This window comes from Kitasatospora sp. NBC_00240 (assembly GCF_026342405.1).
Lineage (GTDB): Bacteria > Actinomycetota > Actinomycetes > Streptomycetales > Streptomycetaceae > Kitasatospora.
Genome location: NZ_JAPEMU010000001.1, coordinates 5496606 through 5516579, shown reverse-complemented (window position 1 = coordinate 5516579; position 19974 = coordinate 5496606). Strand labels below are relative to the sequence as shown.

Below are 19974 nucleotides of genomic sequence, written 5' to 3'. Positions count from 1 at the left end.
CGGATGACTTGGCGAACGGTCGGGAGACCGCCGGGGGTGGGGCTCAGCGGTCCGCGAGCTCCGCCAGGCCGTCCCCGAGCAGGGCCCGGATCCGCCCGAGGGCGCGGACGGTCTGCGTCCGCACCGCGCCGGAACTGCTGCGCAGCACCTCGGCGGTCTCCTCGACGCTGCGGTCCTCCCAGTACCGCAGGACGAGCACCGCCCGGTCGCGCGGCGAGAGCCGGCCCAGCGCCTCGACCAGGGCCAGCCGCAGTGCCGGGTCGGCCTCCCGGGCGGCGGCGTCGGGGATCTCCCGGACGGGCTGCTCGGAGGTGCTGCGGCGGCGCCGGTGCGAGAGGAACGCCCGGACCAGCACGGTGTGCGCGTAGCCGGCCGGGTTCTCGATCCTGGCCCGCGGCGCGAACCAGGAGGTGCGGTACCACTGGGCGTAGATCCGGCCGAGGGCCTCCTGGACGAGGTCCTCGGCGAGATGGGTGTCACCGCCCGTCAGCAGGCAGGCCGTCCGGAAGAGGTGCCCGGTGCGGACCACGGCGAACTCCAGGAAGTCGTCCTCCCCCGCCGTACCCGCTGCGCTCGCTCGTGCCATCTGCTGGGCTCCCCCGCTTGAATTCCCTTACACCTGGATGACGGGGCCCGCGGCGCGGATGTTACAGGCGGCCCCGGAGGACTTCCCGGCGGTCGCCCCCGCCGTCACCCGCAGTGCGCGCCGCACGGCCCGCCGCGCCGGGGCCGGGCACCGGGCCGGACGCCGCCGGGGCCCTCCGCCGGGGGCCCTCGACGGTCGGCCGCCGGGGCGCCGCGCCGCTGGTCATGGCCGTTCCGGCGCACCCGTGGTGATCGTTTCGGGCCAAACGGGGGGCTCGGCGCGACACTACCGACAAATCGGATATTCCTCACGTAGTGTCAACCCATGCCTACGCCACACGGATCGCGCGGCGGCATGGCCTTCAGCGCCGACGAAGTCCGCGTGCTGCGCCGCGCCCTCGCCCAAGCCCTGCACCCCGCCGTGCCCGCCCAGCTGTCCGTCCTCGGCCACCAGTCCGCCGGCCTGTGGGCCGAAGACGTCCAGGAGGCCCTGCGCCTCACCGAGGCGATCGACGAGGCCGTACGGGAGGGCGGCCGGCTGCGCGCCTTCCTGCTCGCCGATCTGGCCCGCTACCGGGCCGCCCTGCCGGGGAGCGCGGGCGGCTACCTCGAACGCCTGGAGGAGGCCGTCGCCGACGGCTACCTGCCGGGCGCGGAGGACCTCACCGCGCTGCGCACGCTGTCCCGGCTGCCCTGCGGGAGCACCGAACGCTCCCGCCGGTCCCACCTGGCCGGCCGCTGTCACGCCCTCGCCGAGGCCGCCGTCCGCGAGCGTCTCGCGCTCACCTCCGGGCAGCGCCACCTCATGGCGGTACCCAACCCCGCCGCACCACCGAGCGCCCAGCTCACCTTTGCTGGTCCCATCCCTGCTGGAGGACGGATTCCGATGAGCAGCCCCGCCGACTCCCCCACCCCGAAGGCCACCCCCGCGGCCAAGGCCGCGCCGGCGCCCAAGGCCGCCCCCGGTTCCAAGGCCGGGCCCGCGACGCCGGCTCCGCAGGGCGGGCAGCCGCACCGGATGCCGACCCCCGCCGAGCTCTTCGGCCGCCGCCCCCGGCCGCCGGCCCGCCCGGAGCCCGCCGACGACGAGCTGGAGCTGGCCACCGGCACCGGCTGACCCGGCGGCGAACCACGGAGGGAGGACGGCGACGCCGTCCTCCCTCCGCGCGTCCCCCGCAACGCCTCCGGTGCCGCGGCGCACCGGGATATCCCGTCGCGGAACACCCCCCGGGGCTGGCTACCCTGGTGGGGTGAGCGATCAGAGCAGCGTCCCCGCGACCGACGACCTTCCCGAGCAGATGCGCGTGCGGCGCGAGAAGCTGGACCGGCTCCGGGCGGCCGGCGTCGACCCGTACCCGGTCGGCTTCCCCCGCACCACCACCATCGCCGACCTGCGCGCCAAGCACCCCGACCTGGAGCCGGACGTCGCGACCGGCGAGCGGGCCGGCGTGACCGGCCGGGTCATCCTGGCCCGCACCGGCGGCAAGCTCTGCTTCGCCACCCTGCGGGACGGCTCCGGCGACCTCCAGGTGATGCTCTCCCTGGACAAGCTCGGCCCCGAGCGGCTGGCCTCCTGGAAGTCCGACATCGACCTCGGCGACCAGGTCGGTGTCGAGGGCGAGGTGATCACCTCCAAGCGCGGCGAACTCTCGGTGATGGTCGACCGCTGGGAGCTCACCGCCAAGTGCCTGCGCCCGCTGCCGGACAAGCACAAGGGCCTGACCGACCCGGAGGCCCGGGTCCGCCAGCGGTACGTCGACCTGATCGTGAACCCCGAGGCGCGGGAGATCCTGCACCTGCGCAGCAAGGTCGTCCGCTCGATCCGCCGCACCTACGAGGACCGCGGCTACATCGAGGTCGAGACCCCGATGCTGCAGCCCGTGCACGGCGGCGCCAACGCCCGGCCGTTCAAGACCCACATCAACGCGTACGGCATCGACCTGTTCATGCGGATCGCCCCCGAGCTCTACCTCAAGCGGCTGGTGGTCGGCGGCGCGGAGAAGGTCTTCGAGATCAACCGCAACTTCCGCAACGAGGGCGCCGACTCGACCCACAACCCGGAGTTCACCTCGCTGGAGTCGTACGAGGCCTACGGCGACTACGACACCCAGGCCGAGCTGATCCGGGCGACCATCATCAACGCCGCCCGGGACGCGCTGGGCACCACGGTGATCCGGGGCCTGGACCCGCACGGGGTCGAGCACGAGATCGACCTGGCCGAGCCGTGGGCCGAGGTCGGCGTCTACCCGGGCATCTCCGAGCACCTGGGCACCGAGGTGACCCCCGAGACCGGTGTCGAGGAGCTGCGCAAGCTGGCGACCGAGCACGGCATCCCGTTCGAGAAGGAGTGGGGCCACGGGCAGATCGTCCTGGAGATGGTCGAGCGCCTGCTGGAGGAGAACGCGATCCGGCCGACCTTCATCAAGGACTACCCGACCGAGGTCTCCCCGCTGACCCGCCAGCACCGCTCGATCCCGGGCGTGGCCGAGAAGTGGGACCTGGTGATCTTCGGCACCGAGATCGGCACCGCCTACTCGGAGCTGGTCGACCCGGTCGAGCAGCGCGCCCGCCTCACCGCGCAGTCGCTGCTCGCGGCCGGCGGCGACGTCGAGGCGATGCAGGTGGACGAGGACTTCCTGCGGGCCCTGGAGTACGCGATGCCGCCCACCGGCGGCCTCGGCCTCGGGGTGGACCGCCTGATCATGCTGCTCACCGGCAAGAACATCCGCGAGACGGTGCTCTTCCCGCTGGTACGGCCTGATCAGCGGGGGGCCGAGCCCAAGGCCGCCGCGGCGGCACCGAAGAACGACGAGGAGTGACCCGATGGACTACGTGAGTGCGATCGTGCCGCCGCTGGTCATGGCGGTCGGATTCGGCTTCCTGGTGCGGGCGATCATCCGCAGCCAGGGCGGGGCCCAGAAGGCCAAGGAGGACATCGCCGACTGATCGTCCGCGATCGGCCCGCGATCACCGCGCAACCGGGCCCGTGCGCCGTCGTCCCATTCCGGGCGGCGGCGCGCCGGTTTGCTCCGGCTTAGCAAGATTTGCCCGATTCACTCCCCTATCCTGGCCCCACTATGGTCCGGCAACTCGGTGAACTAGAGAACGACATCATGACCAGGGTCTGGCAGTGGAACCGCCCGGTCACGGTTCGCGAGGTTCTGCTCGACCTGCAGACGGAACGCGATATCGCCTACACCACGGTGATGACCGTGCTCGACAAGCTCTTCAGAAAGGGCTGGTTGCGCCGGGACCAGGTGGGGCGGGCCTATCGATATGAACCCGTCTCCTCGCGCGAGGCGTACAGCGCGGCTCTCATGAACGACGCCTGGGGCACCAGTGACAATCCGGCGGCGGCTCTGGTGCACTTCTTCGGTCTGATGTCACCGGAGCAACGGGAGGCACTGCGCGACGCACTCCGTGTCGCGGCGCTCTTCCCGGCCCCCGCCGATCCCGGCCCCGCCCCGGCCGACACCGAAGCCGATACCGGCGCCGAACCGGATACGGCCGGCGAAACCCCGCCCGATACCGGGGCCCATAGCGGCGCCCGTAGCAGGGCTCATAGCGTGGCTCATAGCGGGGCTCGTAGCAGCGCCCACAGCGGTGCCCGCACCGGGGCCGACAGCAGCGGGCCCGGCACCCCCCCGTAGCCGGAACCGGCGCCGAAACGCGTGCGCCCCCGGGCGCCGGGACGCGATAACGTCCCGCCATGGAGGTCACCATCCGCCGGGCGCGGACCACTGACGTACGGGCCGTACGACGGCTCATCGACGGCTACTCGCGGGACGGCATTCTGCTCGACAAGCCCACCGTCACACTGTTCGAATCCGTCCAGGAGTTCTGGGTCGCCGAACGCGACGACACCGGCATCGTGGTGGCCTGCGGCGCGCTGCACGTGATGTGGGAGGACCTGGCCGAGGTGCGCACTCTCGCGGTCGATCCGTCCTGCCTGGGGCAGGGCGTCGGGCACATGCTCCTGGAGAAGCTGCTGCAGACCGCGCGCTGGCTCGGCGTACGTCGGATTTTCTGCTTGACGTTCGAGGTCGCGTTCTTCGCGAAACACGGTTTCGTCGAGATCGGCGAGGTCCACGAAACCGACGATGGTACGGCAGACCCGGCGGCGATCGCTACGGATGTCTATGAAGAACTTCTCCGCTCGTACGATGAAGGCGTCGCCGAGTTCCTCGACCTGGAGCGTGTGAAGCCGAACACTCTGGGCAACTCGCGCATGCTGCTGCACCTGTGAACCCGTCCCGCCGGGCGTAGGGGTTTGTGTTTTCCGCAGAAAGGCGGTTTCCTTTCCTCAGGCAATGGGTCGTTTACGCGGAAAGGGAAGCCCGTGGCGCAGAGGGTGCAGGTCATTCTTGAAGACGATCTCGACGGTGGTTCGGCGGACGAGACGGTGACGTTCGCTCTCGACGGCGTTGCCTACGAGATCGATCTGAAGAGCACGAACGCAGACAAGCTTCGCGGGCTGCTGGCCCCGTACGTGGAGAAGGGCCGCAAGCAGAGCGGCCGGCTCACCAGCGCCCGCCGCAGCAGCGGCCGGGGTGCGGTGGCCCGTCCCGCGGCCGGCGCTCCGGACACGGCGAAGATCCGTGCCTGGGCGAAGGAGCAGGGCCTGGAGGTCAACGACCGCGGCCGGGTCCCCAGCACCGTCCGCGAGGCGTACGAGAGCGCCAACGCGTCCTGAAACGGCTCGGGACACCGCACAGGATGTCCCGGGGGCACAGGACGTCCCGGGGCCGCGACAGGGCCCCGGAGAGCCGCTTCCGGCGCCTTGGGCGGGCCGCTCACGCCATCGGCGTGCGGCCGGTCGACCGTCGCGGCGCACAGGGCACATTTTCGGGGCGTGGAGGACTTCCTCCGCGCCCCGCGGTGCTGAGGGCGCGCCCCGCGCGCGCCGCCACCGCCCGGCGCCGTTCCGGGCGCCCCGGCACGACCCGGCGGGCGCCGCAGGACCTCCGTACGGGCGGCGGAACACTCATGGGCTGTGCAACGCTGTAGGAGCGGAGCGGTAACGCGGGTGCCACCTGATCGGCCGCACCCCGACTCCGGCCCACCCGGCCGGAGGGCCCGTCGCGCCGAGGCGCGCGGGCGGGGCCACCCGGCCACTGAGCCGCCGTCACCCCGGCGGACTCGGCGCCGACCGGACCGGGCGGCCCGTCAGCCGACTTCTCGCCAGGCGAACACCGCCACCGCGGAAACTGCGCGAGATCCGGCGGAATACCGGGTATGAATGCAGGTGGGACGGGCCGCGAGGCCCGGCCGGGGCAGATCGTGTGACCAGCCGCAGCCGGTGCGGCCGCGCCGAGGCGGGCGTTGTTCGCCGATGGCGTAGCGGTATCGGGTGCATCGGGACCACCTGTGGGAACACCGTCTCCCAACATCAGGTTGGGATTGGTGTCTGCTGGTCGCGCAGCACGACTTCCCACGAGAGTGGGGCTGATCCACCCTTCTCGTCCACTTTCGGACAGGAGGGGCCCATGCCGCGCCGCTGAGCGGGACTAGCATGCGGAAGGACAGGGCGGGGACCGACCCCGAACTGCCCGACCGCTCTGAGGAGCGATAAACGATGTTCGAGAGGTTCACCGACCGCGCGCGGCGGGTTGTCGTCCTGGCTCAGGAAGAAGCCCGGATGCTCAACCACAACTACATCGGCACCGAGCACATCCTCCTGGGTCTGATCCACGAGGGTGAGGGTGTCGCCGCTAAGGCCCTGGAGAGCCTCGGGATTTCGCTCGAGGCTGTTCGTCAGCAGGTCGAGGAGATCATCGGCCAGGGCCAGCAGGCCCCGTCCGGGCACATCCCCTTCACCCCGCGGGCGAAGAAGGTCCTGGAGCTCTCGCTCCGCGAGGCCCTTCAGCTCGGCCACAACTACATCGGCACCGAGCACATCCTGCTCGGCCTGATCCGCGAGGGCGAGGGCGTCGCCGCCCAGGTCCTGGTGAAGCTGGGCGCCGACCTCAACCGTGTCCGCCAGCAGGTGATCCAGCTGCTGTCCGGTTACTCGGGCGCCAGCAAGGAGTCGGCCACCGCCGGCGGCCCCGCCGAGGGCACCCCCTCCACCTCGCTGGTCCTGGACCAGTTCGGGCGCAACCTCACCCAGGCCGCCCGCGAGGCCAAGCTCGACCCGGTGATCGGGCGCGAGAAGGAGATCGAGCGGGTCATGCAGGTGCTGTCCCGCCGCACCAAGAACAACCCGGTGCTGATCGGTGAGCCCGGCGTCGGCAAGACCGCCGTGGTCGAGGGCCTGGCCCAGGCGATCGTCAAGGGCGAGGTCCCGGAGACGCTCAAGGACAAGCAGCTCTACACGCTGGACCTGGGCGCCCTGGTCGCCGGCTCCCGCTACCGCGGTGACTTCGAGGAGCGCCTGAAGAAGGTCCTCAAGGAGATCCGCACCCGCGGCGACATCATCCTGTTCATCGACGAGCTGCACACCCTGGTCGGCGCGGGCGCCGCCGAGGGCGCGATCGACGCGGCGAGCATCCTCAAGCCGATGCTGGCCCGTGGTGAGCTGCAGACCATCGGTGCGACGACCCTGGACGAGTACCGCAAGCACCTGGAGAAGGACGCCGCGCTGGAGCGCCGCTTCCAGCCGATCCAGGTCGCCGAGCCGTCGCTGCCGCACACCATCGAGATCCTCAAGGGCCTGCGCGACCGCTACGAGGCGCACCACCGGGTCTCCATCACGGACGCCGCCCTGGTCGCCGCCGCGACCCTGGCCGACCGGTACATCTCGGACCGCTTCCTGCCGGACAAGGCGATCGACCTGATCGACGAGGCCGGCTCCCGGATGCGCATCCGCCGGATGACCGCGCCGCCGGACCTGCGCGAGTTCGACGAGAAGATCGCCGACGTGCGCCGCGAGAAGGAGAGCGCGATCGACGCGCAGGACTTCGAGAAGGCCGCGTCCCTGCGCGACGACGAGAAGCAGCTCCTCACCGCGAAGGCCAAGCGCGAGAAGGAGTGGAAGGCCGGCGACATGGATGTCGTCGCCGAGGTGGACGAGGAGCTGATCGCCGAGGTGCTGGCGACGGCCACCGGCATCCCGGTCTTCAAGCTCACCGAGGAGGAGTCCTCGCGTCTGCTGCGCATGGAGGACGAGCTCCACAAGCGCGTCATCGGCCAGAAGGACGCCATCCGGGCGCTCTCCCAGGCCATCCGGCGCACCCGGGCCGGCCTCAAGGACCCGAAGCGCCCCGGCGGCTCGTTCATCTTCGCCGGCCCGTCCGGTGTCGGTAAGACCGAGCTCTCCAAGACGCTCGCCGAGTTCCTCTTCGGTGACGAGGACGCGCTCATCTCGCTCGACATGTCGGAGTTCTCGGAGAAGCACACCGTCTCCCGGCTCTTCGGTTCTCCCCCCGGCTACGTCGGGTACGAGGAGGGCGGCCAGCTGACCGAGAAGGTCCGCCGCAAGCCGTTCTCCGTCGTCCTCTTCGACGAGGTGGAGAAGGCCCACCCGGACATCTTCAACTCGCTGCTGCAGATCCTGGAGGACGGTCGCCTGACCGACTCGCAGGGCCGGGTGGTCGACTTCAAGAACACCGTCATCATCATGACCACCAACCTCGGCACCCGGGACATCTCCAAGGGGTTCAACCTGGGCTTCGCGGCCACGGGCGACTCCGCCACCGGGTACGAGCGGATGAAGGCGAAGGTCGGCGAGGAGCTCAAGCAGCACTTCCGCCCCGAGTTCCTGAACCGTGTCGACGACATCGTCGTCTTCCACCAGCTGTCCGAGGAAGACATCATCCAGATCGTCGACCTGATGATCGACAAGGTGGACGGCCGCCTCAAGGACCGCGACATGGGCCTGGAGCTCAGCGTCGAGGCCAAGAAGCTGCTCGCCAAGCGCGGTTACGACCCGCTGCTCGGTGCCCGTCCGCTGCGCCGGACCATCCAGCGCGAGATCGAGGACAACCTCTCCGAGAAGATCCTCTTCGGTGAGCTGCGGGCCGGCCACATCGTGGTCGTCGGCGTGGAGGGTGAGGGCAAGGATGCCAAGTTCACCTTCCGCGGCGAGGAGAAGTCCGCGGTTGCGGATACTCCCGCTGCCGTCGCTTCGGCCGGACCCGATCTGACGAAGTAAAAACAGTTAACAGTTAACTAAACGGTCCAGCCCCCCGGCATTCTTGCCGGGGGGCTGGACCGTTTTTACGTGACATCACAATATCTGTGACCTGGCGCACCAGAGGGCCCTCCCGGACCGGCAGGCCCGGCCCGTGCGGATGCGATGCATCCCTTTACAGCCGCCATTCCCAAGGGTTTTGACCGATCATCAGCTGATCGGCGGCCGCGGAGGATAGCGCCCTGTTCATGTCATGGTCAAGGTCTATCTTTTCCGCGTCCCCTTGGATCAAATGTCGTCCACCTGTCTTCATTGGTTTGCCGGAAGGCCAAGAGCCGGACCGGTTTGGGGAGGACGTCACCACGTTGAAGAAGACCACGAAAGCCGCCTCGGTCCTCGCGACCGCTGCGGTCATAGCCACGATGGGAGCGGGCCTGCTCCCGGGTACGGCCGTTGCGGCCGGTGCCGCTCCTGTGCCGCGCGACCCCGCCGACGCCGTCCAGTCCCTCAAGACCGACGACGTGCTGCCGGGCCCGCTGAGTGGCAAGGTCGAGGCCGAGCAGAAGGCCGCCACCGAGCAGCTGCTCGCGGGCACCGCCAAGGTCGAGACCCATGGCAGCAGCACCAGCGTCAAGCTGGGCAAGGACAAGTACGTCGAGCTCGGCCGTGAGCGCACCGACAAGATCTTCACCATCCTGGTGGACTTCAGCGACCAGGTGGACAACACCACCAAGTTGCCGAACGGTCAGCTCAAGTACGGCGGCCAGCCCGGCCCGGCGCACAACCAGATCGCCCAGCCGGACCGCGCCACCAACAACTCCACCGCCTGGCAGGCCGACTACAACCAGGCGCACTACCAGAACCTGTACTTCAGCAAGGACCAGGACTCGCTGAAGACCTTCTACGAGAAGCAGTCCTCCGGGCGCTACTCGGTCGACGGTCAGGTCACCGACTGGGTGAAGGTCCCGTGGAACGAGGCCCGTTACGGCTCGGACTACTGCGGCCAGCACGTCTGCAACAACGCGCAGGACCTGATCCGCGACGGCGTCAACGCCTGGGTCGCCGACCAGAAGGCCAAGGGCCAGACGGACGCTCAGATCAAGGCCACCATCGCGCAGTACGACCAGTGGGACCGGTACGACTACGACCACGACGGCAACTTCAACGAGCCCGACGGTTACGTCGACCACTTCCAGATCGTGCACGCCGGTGAGGACCAGTCCGCCGGTGGCGGCGTCCAGGGCACCGACGCGCTCTGGGCCCACCGCAGCTACGCCTACGGCACCGCCGCGGGCCAGACCGGCCCCGCCGACAACAAGCTCGGCGGCACCCCGGTCGGCGCGTCCGGCCTCTGGGTCGGCGACTACACCATGCAGGCGGAGAACGGCGGCCTCGGCGTCTTCGCGCACGAGTACGGCCACGACCTCGGTCTGCCGGACCTGTACGACACCAGCGGCAGCGGCATCGACAACTCCGTCGGCTTCTGGTCCCTGATGTCCTCCGGCTCCTGGCTGGGCGACGGCAAGAACGAGATCGGCGACAAGCCGGGCGACCTCGACGCCTGGAGCAAGCTGCAGCTCGGCTGGCTGAAGTACGACAAGGCCACCGCGGGCACGGGTTCCAAGCACCACATCGGCCCGGCGGAGTTCAACACCGCTCTGCCGCAGGCGCTGGTCGTCAACCTGCCGAAGAAGACCGTCACCACCGAGATCAACACCCCGTTCGCGGGTGCCAACGAGTGGTGGAGCGGTAGCGCCGACGACCTCAACGTCTCGGTCGCCCGCGACGTCGACCTCACCGGCAAGACCTCGGCGTCGCTGAGCGCCAAGGCCTGGTACGACATCGAGCAGGACTACGACTACGGCTACGCCGAGGTCTCCACCGACGGCGGCGCGCACTGGAACGCCCTCGACGGCACCTACAACGGCGTCGCCATCCCGGCGGACCCGGCCGGCAAGGCCGGCCTGACCGGCAACTCGGGCGGCAACTGGGGCGACCTCGCCTACTCGCTGAACGCGTACGCCGGCCAGTCCGTCAAGGTCCGGTTCCACTACACCACCGACGGTGGCGTGCACCTCAAGGGCCTGGCCCTCGACAACATCGCCATCACCGCCGACGGTGCGGCCGTCTTCTCCGACGACGCCGAGAACGGCGACAACGGCTGGACGGCCAACGGCTTCTCCCGGATCACGGGCAAGTTCTCCAAGGACTACGCCCAGTACTACATCGCGGAGAACCGTCAGTACATCTCGTACGACACCACGCTGAAGACCGGCCCGTACAACTTCGGCTACGGCACCACCAAGCCCGACATGGTGGAGCACTACGCCAACCAGGACGGTCTGCTCATCTGGCTGTGGGACACCTCCCAGAGTGACAACAACGTCACCAACCACCCGGGTTCGGGCCTGATCCTCCCGATCGACTCGCACCCGGCACCGCTGAAGTGGTCCGACGGCGCCCTGCTGCGTCCGCGCGTCCAGGGTTACGACTCCACCTTCGGCTCGCAGAAGACCGACGGTCTGACCCTGCACAAGAACGGCGTGGAGACGGTCGTCCCGAAGGCGAAGGGCGTTGACTCGTTCAGCGACCTGAAGTCCTACTACGACGCCACCAACCCGTACAGCAGCGTCATCGTCCCGAAGACCGGCACCAGCATCGAGATCGAGAACGAGTCCTCGAACTACCTCGAGACCTGGATCCGCGTCCGCCCGGTCGACAACTGATCGAGCCGTTCGGCCGAGCAATCGGCTGACCGGCCGGATCATCTGACGATCTGGCACTGATACACCCTGTCCGGCCCGGCCCCGCACCTTGTGCGCGGGACCGGGCCGGTTGTGCTATCGCAGGAGTGCGATGCGGCCGGCCGCACCCTCGGTTCCGACGACGAGGTCTGACAGGGTCACGCTCCCCCGGCCCTCGACGCCGGCGAGGACCTGGAACTCCCCTCCGGCCAGGAACTGTCCGATGTCGAGGGGCACCGGAGGCAGTGCGGCGAACATGAACTCCACGGTTTCGACGTCCACAAAGTCCGAGGCCCGTAGGAACAGGTCCGGTCCGGACGCGGAGGGCGGGATCCGCATACACAGGTGCCGAACCCGTACTGGCCCGATGCCCTTCCGCGGGAACGGCCACTCCGGCAGGTAGCAGGTGACTCGGTGGATCCGGCCAAGAGCGGCCAGCGCCTTGAACTGGTCCGCGTCGTGGACTGTAAGGGCGACCTTCTCAAGCGGCAGGACGGCCAGCACCGTTCGAGCGAAACGATCCGCATCGAAGCTGCTCCAGTAGTTGCTCAGGAAGCCGGCGTCCTCGGGGGTGACCTCGGCGGCGATCTCCGCGAGCCGCGCCAGCGCCCGATCGCCGCCGACGGCCGCAATGAGCCAGCCGAATTCGAGGGGCCTTTCCCGCCCACGCGGGATGAGCTCCAGCAGGTCTTCGCCGACCAGTGCGAGTGCGTACCGGTGGCGGTCCAGCAGGTGCTCGGTCTGCTCGTGGAGCAGTGAAGCAATCCGCTCAAGCACGGCAGCCCGTACCTCGGCCTCCAGTCTGGGAGCGTATGACAGGCAACTGCCCGCCAGAACCAGAATGGTCAGACGGTCCGGCTCGCTCGCTTCCTGGGCCGCCGCGAGCAGCCGCCGCAGCAGGTCCGCGCGGTCCTTCGGGCTGCTGTGGCCGACCGTCATCCGGACCACGTCGGACCACTGTTCGTCACCGGCGCGGCCGGAAAGCATGCCGAAGGCTCGGTCCTCGGTGAACTCGGCGGCGGCCAGGTAATCCTGGAAGGTCCTGTGCAGGAACTCAAAGGTGTCCACGCTGGTCTCGCTCAGCAGACCCGCGCGGTTGATCAGGTAGCTGTACACCTGTTCGGCCGTGGCGGCGCGAGCGGAAGCGGAGAGGGCCGGCAGCAGCCGCTCGATCTGACGGACGGCGTCCGCCCGGGTGCCCTCCACCATGCCGTTGGACACCAACCACGCCGCGATCCGCTGGAGGAGAGCGAGCTGCTCCTCCCTGTTGAGCCGCAGCCCGTCGGTGTCCTCGACTCTGCGCTGCTGGTCGCGGCGGACGAGCAGCATGTTCAGTGCGGCCTCGTAGACGTCCATCTTCCGGCGCGGCAACGCGCCGTCCCAGTCGCGGTGCAGGGCGCAGATCATGGCACAGAGAAGTGGACTGTCGGTGAGGGTGGCAAGGTCCGGCGAGGTCCTGAGGGCCCGTTTCAGGGCTTCCTTCAGCTCCCCGAGCTCCTGGCTCTCGCGCGGTGTCAGCTTCGGCGGACCGGCTTCCAGTTCACCCTGGGCGGCGGCGTGCCAGCGGTCGATCAGCGTCTCACGGTCGGCACTCTGCATCGGGCACAGCGTCATTTCCTCGAATCCGAGGTGGGCGAGCCAGTCCGTGGCCACCGCGGACGGCCGGACGGTCACCACGCACAAGGTCTGCGGGTAGTGGCCGAGCACCCGCCCCAGCCACTCCCGGGCCTCGTCCCGCTCCTGCTCCGGGATCTCGTCCATGCCGTCGACCAGCAGCAGCGCCCGTCCGGCCCGCAGGACGCGATCGGCCCAGCCGGGCGGCTGGGCGCCGGCCAGCGGGCTGCTCTCCACCCCCAGGTACTCCTCCGGGCGCGGGTGCAGGTTCCGCAGCCGGTACATCGCCCGGAGCCGCAGGACGAACGGGACGCGGTGGTTCCAGTCGGCCAGCGCCTCGCCGAGACTGCCCTCGGCCGCGTGCACGGCCAGCCACTGGACGAGGGTGGTCTTGCCGGAGCCCGCCTGCCCCCGGAGCAGGATCCGGCTCCGGCCCCGGAGCACCGCCTCCACCCGCTCCGGCCGCTGCTCGGCGCGGACCGCGCCCTCCTGCGGGAGCGCCTTCGCCTCCAGGCCGAGGTAGGCGGTGTCGAGATCGCTGAGCCGGGACCGGGCCCGCGAGAGGTCCAGCCCGAAGATCCGCAGCTTGCCGTGGTCCACCCGGACGGATTCGGCGTAGCGCTGCTCGAAGTCGGCGTCGTCGGCCTCCTGGTCGCTGACGCCCTCCAGCCGGGGCCGGGGCACCCCATGCTCGGCCAGCGCCTCGGCGAAGCCGGCGACGGCGAGCAGGTCGGCGACCGGGACCAGCGAGAGCTGCGCGTGCTGCCAGGTCCCGGGCTGCCGGTCCTCCACCGCGAGGCCCATCAGCCGGTCCCGGAAGAGCACCCCGGCGCCGGAGACGCCGGCCCAGGGGGACGCCGCGCCCGGCACCGCGGCGGGCGGGGTGTGGTCGCCGGCGAGCACCAGCCGGTGGGAGAGCAGACCGGAACCGGGCATCAGCGTCCCGGCCACCTGGGTGCTGTCCAGCCGGCCCCGGTCGTCCCTGGCCGCCGCCGGGTAGCCGGTGAGGTGGCAGCGCGGCACGGGCTGCAGCCCGTCGATCCGGCCCCAGCGGACCTCGGCGGCGGTGAGGGCCGCCCCCGCCCTGTCCACCAGGTCCTCCTCGGTACGGACCAGGGCCGCGTCCAGGTGCTGGCTCCCCGCGGCCGGCATCCACACCACCGAGCCCCGCACCCACCCCCGGCCGCCGGGCACGGCCGCCTCGACGGCCTCCGGCGCGTTCGCCCAGGGGTCGGAGCGGACCACATGAGCGGCCGTCAGAAACAGCCGGGGCGTCAGCAGGTACCCGCTGCCCTGGCCCGCGCCGCGCACCGCGACGATGCGCTCGGCGCGCACAACCACCGTCAGAATCCTTCGCGGCTGCCGAGGTCGGCGTTGCCGACCAACGGGCTCGCACCGGTGGCGGCGCTCTTCGGATGCAGCGTCACCGAGACCTTGTGGACACGATTGTCGGCGATGCCGGCCTCGGCGTCGGCCGAGAGCACCCAGGCCTTGACGCCGCCCTTGGCCCTGGCGTCCCGCCGCAGTTCGACGCTGAAGTCCAGGGTGACCGCACCGACCTCGAACTGGATCTGCTGCCCGGCGCCCCGGGCCGACGCGTCGAGGAGTTCCTGTCGGACCGCCTCGATCGCGTCGGCCAGTTCGATGCTCTCGCCCATTGCGCCCCCCGGGTGAAACGGCCGCGCGGTGCGGCGGGTCGAGCGTAGAGCAGCGGGACGGGGCGGGGCGATCAGAGCAGGGCGAGCAGGGCCTCGACGCCCGCCGTGACGTCCTTGGCGCTCCACTCCAGGGCGGGCCCGGCGACCGTCACCTCGGTCATCGCCAGGCCGGGCAGCGCGGAGTCCCACCAGCCGCCGAACAGCCCCAGGCCGGACTCCTCCGCGAGCCGGATGCCCGCCTCGTCCAGGGCCCGCGCCGGGTACGGCAGCCAGACCTGGAACTGGTGGGTGTGCGGCGGCTCGGGGAAGACCCGGGCGCCCGGCACCGCCGCGAGGGCCTCCGCCAGCGCGGCGGCGACCACCTTGGCATGCGTCACGTACGACTCCAGGCGCGGGAGTTCGCGGTCCAGTCCGGCCAGCGCGGACAGCGCGGCCGGCCACTGTTGGAACAGCTGGCCGCCGTACCGGTGGCGCCAGGCCTTGGCCGTCCGCACGAACTCGCGGTCGCCGGTGAGCGCGGCGCCGTTGACGCCGCCGAGGGTCTTGTAGAAGGAGACGTAGACGGAGTCCGCCAGGGCGGCGATCTCCGGCAGCGAGTGCCCCAGGTGGAAGGTGGACTCCCACAGCCGGGCGCCGTCGAAGTGCACCGGCGCGTCCTCGGCGGAGACCGTGGCGGTCAGCTCCGCCCAGGTCGGCAGGACGAACCCGGCCTCGCGCAGCGGGAGTTCCAGGGTCAGGACGGCGTACGACTCGTCGAAGCCGCGGATCTCCTCCGGGGTGGGGATGCGCGGCGCGGTGGTCGGCCAGACGCTGTGCAGGCCGCCGAGCGTGGCGTAGGCCCGCCGCTCGTGCCGCTCGGGGTGGGCCAGCGGGTGCAGGGCGACGTTGCGCTCGCCGCGCCGGTCGGCCCAGATCCGCATCGCGACCTGCTGGGCCATCGTGCCGGTCGGGAAGAAGGCCGCGTCCTCGGCGCCGAGCAGGGCCGCCACCCGCTCCTCCAGGGCCCGCACCACCCCGTCGCCGTAGAAGTCGGGCCGCTGGTCGAGGTCGTGGGCCTGCTCCGCCTGCTCCGTCAGCGCCGCCAGGCGCTCGCGCAGGTTCTGCGGCCGGGTGCCCGAGAGCAGCCGGTCGCAGCCCCGCAGGGCTGCGAACCGGCGCTCCTGGACGCTGGGCCCGGCCGCCGCGGCGGCCGGGGTGTCGTTCTCGTTGACATCCATACCTCGATGGTCGCCCAGAACGACGGACAGGTCAGCGGGGCGGGTAGAGCGAGTGCGACGGGAAATTGCCGTACAGCTTCTCCTGCGCCCCCTCCGGCCCGTAGGTGACCGCCTGCACCAGGAGGTCACCGCCGACGAAGGCGCCCTTCCAGGAGGCGCCGAGTCCGCCGAAGACCTCCTCGCGGTCGCCCCGGCTGCGCGGCCTGTTCACCCCGACCTTGAAGGCCAGCAGGTCGGGGCCGATCCGGGCGGCGAAGTCCCGGTCGTCGGTGGCCAGCGAGGCGACCAGCGAGCCGTTGCCGGCGTTCATCGCGGCGAGCAGTTCGGACTCGGTGTCGACCAGCACGACCGAGTCCAGCGGCCCGAACGGCTCGGAGTGGTGCAGCGCCCAGTTGGCGGGCGGCTCCAGCACGCAGGCCGGGGCCAGGTACGCGTCCAGGACCTGGCCGGGCAGGAACCGGCCGTCCGCCAGGGTCCCGCGGTACAGCGGGACGGCCCGGGCGGTCACGGCCGCGTCGAACTGCGCGCGCAGCTCGGTGGCCTTGGCGGCATGGATGACCGGCCCGAAGTCCAGCTCGGGGAGGTCGTCGGCCGGGTCGTCGACGGCCAGCGGGTGGCCGAACCGCAGACCCCCGACGACCTGCAGATAAGTCTCCAGGAAGGCCGGGAACAGCGAGCGCTGGACGACGTGACGCGGGTACGCGGTGCAGCGCTGCTTCGCGTACTCGAAGCCCTTGCGCAGGTGCGCGGCGAGCGTCGGCCAGTCGCTGAAGTCCCAGACTCCCCAGGCGTTCAGGCCCTCCTGCTCCAGGAAGTGCCGGCGGCCGAGGTCGGCGAGCGAGGTGGCCGCCAGGCGGCCGTTGGCCCGGCCGCCGACGAAGGCGAGGGCGCCCAGGCCGGGCGCGCGGATCAGCGCGTCCGCGATGCTGGCGCCCTGCCCGGAGAGCAGGGTCACCGGGAGGCCGGCCCGGCGCATCAGGGCGTGCGCCAGGGTGAGGCAGTGGAAGCCGCCCTGCGAGGGGGTCTTGGCCACCACCGCGTTGCCGGCCGGCAGCTGGACCAGCTCGGCGTGCACCTGGACGCTCATCGGATAGTTCCAGCTGGCGATGTTGGAGACCGGGCCGGGCAGCGGGGTGCGGCCGGCGGTCTGGCGCTCGATCTGGTCGAGGTACCAGCGCACGCCGTCCAGCGCCCGGTCCACGTCGGCGCAGGCGAGCCGCCAGGGTTTGCCGATCTCCCAGACCAGCAGCAGCGCCAGCAGCTCCCGCTGCTCGGCGAGGGCCTCCACCGCGGCGGCCACCCGGGCCTTCCGCTCGTCCAGCGGGACCTTGCTCCACACGGCGTGCTGCTCGATCGCGAAGGCGACCGCGCCGCGCGCCTCCTCGATGCCCACCCGCGGCGGGCCGGGGACGGTGGCGCCGTCGATCGGGGTGGTGTGCTCGCCGGGCGTGCCGACGGTGCGCCACTCGCCGCGGACGAGGTTCAGCAGCCGGTCGGGGGTGAAGGCCTCGGGGGCGGCGCGTACGCAGCGGGCGTACGTCTCGTCCCAGGAGTGGCCTGGCTTGAGCTGTGGTGCCGCCATCTGGAGTGCCTCCGGTCGGGGAAGGTGTCTCGGGCAGGGCTCGGGGGCCGGGGCGGCCGGCCGTGTTCCTGGGGCGGACCGGCCGGAACGCGCCCGGGCCCGGCCGGTCGGGCGCTGCGCCCGACCGGACCGTGCGGTTCCGCGCACAGAGTGGCACGGGAGCGCGGGCCCGCCCGGGAGGCCGTCCCGGGCGCGGGTGACCGGGCTCACGATCGGCCCCGCCGGGGGCCGGGGAAGCGGGCTGCGGCGGTGAGCCACGGCACACGGCGGGCGGGGCCGCCGGTGTCGATGGTCACAGGCCGGGCGCCGGTACTAACGGCGGTAGGAGGCCGGCCGGCGCCGCTCGGCGGGCGATCCTCGGCGGCCCGCGCGGGCCGAAGGGCGTCCCACGGACCATCAGACCGTGATCAAATCCGCCGATCATTACTCCGACAGCCTGAAGTTCAGACCTCACGATGACTACACGCCGTAGTACGTCACACCGTTTGGGACTCCGCTCGGTAACGGTTTACACCTGAGTGGTCCCCCGCTCTGCACGCCCTACCGGGCTCAGTGCTGTCCCCGTACGCCCCGTGAGGTTGAGCATCCCGATGTCCACCGTCCCGAACCCGGGGCCGGCCCTGCGCCGCCTCGCCACCACCGCGGCCGCCCACGCGGCGTCCTGGCAGCCCCGACTCGGCCAGGCCGCCCGTACCGGCATCGCCCCGCTGCGCGCGCTCCACGGGCCGCAGTCGACCCTGCCCCGCACCCGCGTCCGGGCCGCCACCGCGGCCGGCGCCGCCGCGGTGATAGTGGGCGGCGTCCTGGTCGCCGGGGTGCCCGCCAACGCGTCGGCCCAGACGGTCATACCCACCACGCCGGGCATCTCCGCCTTCACCTCCCCGCACGGGGAGGGGCCCGCCGCCGGGCTGGTCCAGATCGCCGGACCGAGCGCGTACCAGGTCAGGCACGCCCCCTCGCACGACTCGGTCGCGGTCGCCGCCAACCTCGCGGTGCCGGTCCCGATCCCGGTGCCCGCACCGGCCCCCGCGCCGGAGCCCGCGCCCGCACCGGCCCCCGCGCCGGCCCCGGCCTGGTCCGCTCCCGTGCCCAACGCGCCGACCAGCAACCCGTACGGGGTGGCCAACCCCGAGTACGCGGCCGGCTACCACACCGGCGTCGACTTCGCCGTGGACCCGGGCACGCCGCTGCTCGCGGTCGGCGAGGGCCGGGTGGTCTCGGCCGGCTGGGACGGCGCGTACGGCAAGGAGGTCGTCCTGAAGCTGACGGACGGCCACTACGCCCAGTACGCCCACATGTCGGAGCTGGAGGTCAGCGCGGGCGACGAGGTGACGGCCGGGGAGCAGATCGGCGCCTCCGGCAACACCGGCAACTCGACCGGGCCGCACCTGCACTTCGAGATCCGCTCCAGCAACCACTACGGCGCCGTGATCAACCCGATCGCGTTCCTGTCGGGCCACGGCGTCAGCGACTTCTGACCCGCGGGGCGCAGCCGACCGACCCGCGCAGAGCGGGCGGCGGGACCGGCGCCGTGGCCCGCCGGGGACAGCACACCGGCGCCGTGGCCCGCCGGAGACACCACACCGGCGCCGTGGCCCGCCGGAGACACCACACCGGCTCCAGAAGGACGGCGGCCGGCTGGCCGGGTTCCCCCCCCCCCGACCGGCCGTCCGCCGTTGCCGCGACCGGCCCGTCGCGGTCGGCGTCCCCGGTGCGGGCGCCGCCCGCCGAGGTCTTGCGGTTGCCGTCGCCGGCCGCCGCTCCGGGCCCTCGTGACGCCCGGTCAGTCGTCCTTGGGCTCGATCAGTGTGGCGATCTCCAGCGCCACCGTCAGGGCCGCCGGGAGGCTCTCCGCCAGCGCCTCGGCCTGCGCCTCCCCGCACCGGTCCCCGGCCGCGCCGGGCGACGCCTCGGTCATGCCCTGCTTCAGCAGGAACATCGCGGAGTTGATGGTGAACAGGGACATGGTGGCGCGCAGCCGGTCCTCGAAAGAGGCGCCCGGGCCGTGCACCAGGCGGATCATGGCGATCATCCGCTCCTTGAACTCCAGCCCGGCCGGGGAGTCGCGCAGCGCGGGCTGGTTCTCGTGGAAGAACCGCAGCAGCGGCGCCCGCTCGGACATCCCCGCCGCGAACCGCCGGACCAGTTCGTCCCGCAGCTCGGGCGACCACGGCTTCTGCTCGCCCCAGGCGATCGCCTCGTCGATCGGCGCCGCCATGGTGTCGACGATGCCGTGGACGATGTCGTCCTTGGTCTTGAAGTGGTAGTACAGCGCCGCCTTCGTCACGCCGAGCCGGTCGGCGATCTCGCGCAGCGAGGTCTGTTCGTAGCCCTGCTCGGAGAACAGCTCCAGCGCCACGCGGATGATGCGCCCCCGGGTGTCACTGCGGGGGCTCTGCGTCGTACCCATGGCGTCCTGGCCTGCCTCAGACTGCGTTGACATTCGGCGAGTACCGGTCCGGACGCTCACCTCTGGGTCCATTCTCCCTGCCCAGGGCTTTCG

General features: G+C 71.4%; 14 protein-coding genes and 1 pseudogene. 9 read left to right on the top strand and 6 right to left on the bottom strand.

Going from position 1 to position 19974, the window contains the following annotated elements; genetic code table 11:
• Positions 1-43: 43 nt before the first annotated feature.
• Complete coding sequence (locus OG689_RS23425) at positions 44-586, bottom strand: SigE family RNA polymerase sigma factor (protein ID WP_266322871.1); 543 nt, start codon at positions 584-586, stop codon at positions 44-46.
• Positions 587-910: 324 nt separating this feature from the next.
• Between OG689_RS23425 and OG689_RS23420 the strand changes: the two genes are divergently transcribed.
• The 8 genes and pseudogenes from OG689_RS23420 (at position 911) to OG689_RS23385 (ending at position 11382) form a co-directional block, all read left to right on the top strand.
• Entirely contained in the window at positions 911-1702 is a 792-nt protein-coding gene (locus OG689_RS23420; protein ID WP_266322870.1) for a hypothetical protein, read from the top strand.
• 133 nt (positions 1703-1835) lie between these two features.
• Positions 1836-3404: pseudogene (gene lysX, locus OG689_RS23415) on the top strand (bifunctional lysylphosphatidylglycerol synthetase/lysine--tRNA ligase LysX); the annotation flags it as partial.
• Between the two features lie 4 nt (positions 3405-3408).
• Complete coding sequence (locus OG689_RS23410) at positions 3409-3531, top strand: hypothetical protein (RefSeq protein ID WP_266322869.1); 123 nt, start codon at positions 3409-3411, stop codon at positions 3529-3531.
• A gap of 131 nt (positions 3532-3662) precedes the next feature.
• Positions 3663-4235 carry a BlaI/MecI/CopY family transcriptional regulator gene (locus tag OG689_RS23405; RefSeq protein ID WP_266322868.1) on the top strand — a complete coding sequence of 191 codons (573 nt, stop codon included), beginning with the start codon at positions 3663-3665 and terminating at the stop codon, positions 4233-4235.
• 59 nt (positions 4236-4294) lie between these two features.
• Complete coding sequence (locus OG689_RS23400) at positions 4295-4831, top strand: amino-acid N-acetyltransferase (RefSeq protein WP_266322867.1); 537 nt, start codon at positions 4295-4297, stop codon at positions 4829-4831.
• 93 nt (positions 4832-4924) lie between these two features.
• Positions 4925-5278 carry an Lsr2 family protein gene (locus tag OG689_RS23395; RefSeq protein ID WP_266322866.1) on the top strand — a complete coding sequence of 118 codons (354 nt, stop codon included), beginning with the start codon at positions 4925-4927 and terminating at the stop codon, positions 5276-5278.
• Between the two features lie 882 nt (positions 5279-6160).
• Positions 6161-8677 (top strand): ATP-dependent Clp protease ATP-binding subunit, encoded by a 2517-nt coding sequence (locus OG689_RS23390; RefSeq protein ID WP_073924470.1) that lies wholly within the window; start codon positions 6161-6163, stop codon positions 8675-8677.
• A gap of 401 nt (positions 8678-9078) precedes the next feature.
• Positions 9079-11382 carry an immune inhibitor A domain-containing protein gene (locus OG689_RS23385; protein ID WP_266327366.1) on the top strand — a complete coding sequence of 768 codons (2304 nt, stop codon included), beginning with the start codon at positions 9079-9081 and terminating at the stop codon, positions 11380-11382.
• Between the two features lie 114 nt (positions 11383-11496).
• On the opposite strand, the gene OG689_RS23380 is transcribed toward OG689_RS23385, so the two are convergent.
• From OG689_RS23380 to OG689_RS23365, 4 genes are all read right to left on the bottom strand, one after another.
• Positions 11497-14355 (bottom strand): NACHT domain-containing protein, encoded by a 2859-nt coding sequence (locus tag OG689_RS23380; protein ID WP_266322865.1) that lies wholly within the window; start codon positions 14353-14355, stop codon positions 11497-11499.
• Between the two features lie 2 nt (positions 14356-14357).
• On the bottom strand, positions 14358-14672 hold the full coding sequence (locus OG689_RS23375; RefSeq protein ID WP_266322864.1) for a trypco2 family protein: 315 nt from the start codon (positions 14670-14672) through the stop codon (positions 14358-14360).
• Between the two features lie 71 nt (positions 14673-14743).
• On the bottom strand, positions 14744-15889 hold the full coding sequence (locus tag OG689_RS23370; RefSeq protein WP_266322863.1) for a beta-eliminating lyase-related protein: 1146 nt from the start codon (positions 15887-15889) through the stop codon (positions 14744-14746).
• Between the two features lie 31 nt (positions 15890-15920).
• Positions 15921-17471 (bottom strand): aldehyde dehydrogenase family protein, encoded by a 1551-nt coding sequence (locus OG689_RS23365; RefSeq protein ID WP_266322862.1) that lies wholly within the window; start codon positions 17469-17471, stop codon positions 15921-15923.
• Positions 17472-18061: 590 nt separating this feature from the next.
• On the opposite strand from OG689_RS23365, the gene OG689_RS23360 reads away from it, so the two are divergent.
• Positions 18062-18949 (top strand): M23 family metallopeptidase, encoded by an 888-nt coding sequence (locus tag OG689_RS23360; RefSeq protein WP_266322861.1) that lies wholly within the window; start codon positions 18062-18064, stop codon positions 18947-18949.
• Positions 18950-19254: 305 nt separating this feature from the next.
• Here OG689_RS23360 and OG689_RS23355 read toward each other — a convergent pair whose 3' ends face one another.
• Positions 19255-19914, bottom strand: a complete 660-nt coding sequence (locus OG689_RS23355) for a TetR/AcrR family transcriptional regulator (protein ID WP_266322860.1) — start codon at positions 19912-19914, stop codon at positions 19255-19257.
• Positions 19915-19974 lie beyond the last annotated feature (60 nt).

What these genes read in the sequence shown, in the direction of transcription:
- OG689_RS23370 (WP_266322863.1), bottom strand. Translation starts at nt 15,889, where the DNA reads ATGGATGTCAACGAGAACGACACCCCGGCCGCCGCGGCGGCCGGGCCC.
- OG689_RS23390 (WP_073924470.1), top strand. Translation starts at nt 6,161, where the DNA reads ATGTTCGAGAGGTTCACCGACCGCGCGCGGCGGGTTGTCGTCCTGGCT.
- OG689_RS23425 (WP_266322871.1), bottom strand. Translation starts at nt 586, where the DNA reads ATGGCACGAGCGAGCGCAGCGGGTACGGCGGGGGAGGACGACTTCCTG.
- OG689_RS23400 (WP_266322867.1), top strand. Translation starts at nt 4,295, where the DNA reads ATGGAGGTCACCATCCGCCGGGCGCGGACCACTGACGTACGGGCCGTA.
- OG689_RS23405 (WP_266322868.1), top strand. Translation starts at nt 3,663, where the DNA reads ATGGTCCGGCAACTCGGTGAACTAGAGAACGACATCATGACCAGGGTC.
- OG689_RS23375 (WP_266322864.1), bottom strand. Translation starts at nt 14,672, where the DNA reads ATGGGCGAGAGCATCGAACTGGCCGACGCGATCGAGGCGGTCCGACAG.
- OG689_RS23360 (WP_266322861.1), top strand. Translation starts at nt 18,062, where the DNA reads ATGTCCACCGTCCCGAACCCGGGGCCGGCCCTGCGCCGCCTCGCCACC.
- OG689_RS23410 (WP_266322869.1), top strand. Translation starts at nt 3,409, where the DNA reads ATGGACTACGTGAGTGCGATCGTGCCGCCGCTGGTCATGGCGGTCGGA.
- OG689_RS23420 (WP_266322870.1), top strand. Translation starts at nt 911, where the DNA reads ATGCCTACGCCACACGGATCGCGCGGCGGCATGGCCTTCAGCGCCGAC.
- OG689_RS23365 (WP_266322862.1), bottom strand. Translation starts at nt 17,471, where the DNA reads ATGGCGGCACCACAGCTCAAGCCAGGCCACTCCTGGGACGAGACGTAC.
- OG689_RS23385 (WP_266327366.1), top strand. Translation starts at nt 9,079, where the DNA reads ATGGGAGCGGGCCTGCTCCCGGGTACGGCCGTTGCGGCCGGTGCCGCT.
- OG689_RS23355 (WP_266322860.1), bottom strand. Translation starts at nt 19,914, where the DNA reads ATGTCAACGCAGTCTGAGGCAGGCCAGGACGCCATGGGTACGACGCAG.